This window comes from Terrisporobacter muris (assembly GCF_024621905.1).
GTDB lineage: Bacteria > Bacillota > Clostridia > Peptostreptococcales > Peptostreptococcaceae > Terrisporobacter > Terrisporobacter muris.
Genome location: NZ_JANKBY010000471.1, coordinates 1 through 2153 on the forward strand (window position 1 = coordinate 1; position 2153 = coordinate 2153).

Sequence of the window (2153 nt, forward strand, 5' to 3'; positions counted from 1 at the left end):
TTTTTGTATTTTATAATTTTAAGGTGGGACCATATATTATGAAAAAACTCAAAAAATTCTTATTATCAATTTTATTCATAATCTTAATAGCAAGTATTAGTATTGGTACCTTTGTGGGTAATCTACTTTATAATGTGGTAATAAGCGCCAATACTTCTAAAAACACAATCTATGCTGACTATACCTTTGAAAGTTCTTCTTATAATGAGCACTGGTTAATTAAAAAATCTAATTACAAAGATAAATACATAACTTCCTTTGACAACTTAAAATTACATTCCTATGTTGTTAAACAACCTAAAAAAACATCAAAATGGGCTATTGTAGTTCATGGTTATGGAGAAGAGGGAAAGTTAACTAGTAGAAAAGCTCTTAGTTTTTATAAAATGGGATATAACGTTTTAGTCCCTGATTTAAGAGGCAATGGAAAAAGTCAAGGAAATTATATAGGTATGGGTTGGGATGATAGAATAGACATAATTGCTTGGATTAATTCAATAATAAAAGATGATAGCAAAGCTGAAATAGCACTCTATGGTACATCTATGGGAGGTGCCGCAGTTTTAATGACTTCTGGAGAGAATTTGCCTGACAATGTTAAAGCAATAATATCTGATTGCGCTTACACTTCTGTATATGATATTTTTGATTATGAAATTACAAGTTACTCTAATAGTTCTTCTTTCCCAATAATTGATTTTACCAATTTGGTAACTGTATTAAGAGCCGGATATTCTTTAAAAAATGCATCTGCTATTGATTCAGTAAAAAAATCAAAAACACCTATTCTTTATCTTCACGGTGATAATGACAAATTTGTTCCTATATCTATGATGAATGAACTATACAGTGCTACAAGCTCTCCCAAAAAGAAAGTTACTATAAAAAATGGTGAACATAGCAACTCAGATTTAGCTCAGCCTCGTTTGTATTGGTCAACTATAAGTGACTATTTGAAAAAATATATTAAATGATAAATTGCTTAAAAAAGGATATTACTGAAAATTTTAATTCAGTAATATTCTTTTTGTTTTTATTTGCATATATTTCGTATTTCAAAATATTTATTTTTATGATAGTATATTATCTAGGTTTAAAATACAAGGAGATTGAGTATGACTAAAAAGAAAAAAATCATAATAAGCTTAACGACAGTTTTATTATTAATAACTGTTAGTACAGGAATTTTTATAGGGAACTATTTTTATGACTTAGCTATTAATCCATTTACATCAAAAGATATGATATTTGGAGATGATGATGATACTGAAGGAGAAGTAGAAGAAGATGTTAATTGGTTAATAAAAAATTCAAATTATACAGATAAATATATAAACTCTTTTGATAACTTGAAATTACATGGCTACGAAGTTAAAAATGAAACTAAAACTAATAAATGGGCTATTGTAGTTCATGGTTATACTTCTGAAGGTGAATTAGTAAGTTCTAAAGCTAAACATTTTTATGAAATGGGATATAATATTCTAGTTCCAGATTTAAGAGGACATGGAAAAAGTGAAGGTGATTATATAGGAATGGGATGGGATGATAGGCTCGATATAATCGACTGGATTAATAATATTCTTGAAGATAATCCTAGATCAGAAATAATTTTACATGGTACATCTATGGGTGCTGCTACTGTTTTATCAACATCTGGAGAGAATTTACCTAATAATGTTAAAGCTATCATTGCAGATTGTGGTTATACTTCAGTTTGGAATGAATTTACTTACCAACTAAAAGCTTTATTTAATTTACCAGCTTTCCCTGTAATGAATCTTTCTAATATGGTGACAATGGTTAAAGCTGGATATTCACTTAAAGATGCTTCTCCTATTGAGCAAGTAGCAAAATCAAAAACTCCTATACTTTATATTCACGGAGATAAGGACGACTTTGTTCCATACTATATGATGGATGAACTTTATAAGGCTACAAGCTCTGAAAAAAGTAAACTTACTGTACAAAATGCTGGTCATGGAAAAGCTGACTTAGTTAATCCAGATCTTTACTGGAATACAGTAACTGATTTTTTAGGCAAATACATTAGTAATTAACATTTTTTATAAAATAAAAATTCCATAGTATTAAAAGGGAACTGTTTCATTAATTATTTAAAATTAATATATAACAGTTTCTTTTATTGTTTG

At 28.2% G+C, this 2153-nt stretch carries 2 protein-coding genes; both read left to right on the forward strand.

The window, feature by feature from the left end; translation table 11 throughout:
* The first annotated feature begins 38 nt into the window (after positions 1 to 38).
* Positions 39 to 974: an alpha/beta hydrolase gene (locus NSA58_RS19315; protein WP_039679370.1), complete on the forward strand. Its 936-nt coding sequence runs from the start codon at positions 39 to 41 to the stop codon at positions 972 to 974.
* Positions 975 to 1115: 141 nt separating this feature from the next.
* Entirely contained in the window at positions 1116 to 2060 is a 945-nt protein-coding gene (locus NSA58_RS19320) for an alpha/beta hydrolase (RefSeq protein WP_074429693.1), read from the forward strand.
* Positions 2061 to 2153: the final 93 nt, after the last annotated feature.

What these genes read in the sequence shown, in the direction of transcription:
- NSA58_RS19315 (WP_039679370.1), top strand. Translation starts at nt 39, where the DNA reads ATGAAAAAACTCAAAAAATTCTTATTATCAATTTTATTCATAATCTTA.
- NSA58_RS19320 (WP_074429693.1), top strand. Translation starts at nt 1,116, where the DNA reads ATGACTAAAAAGAAAAAAATCATAATAAGCTTAACGACAGTTTTATTA.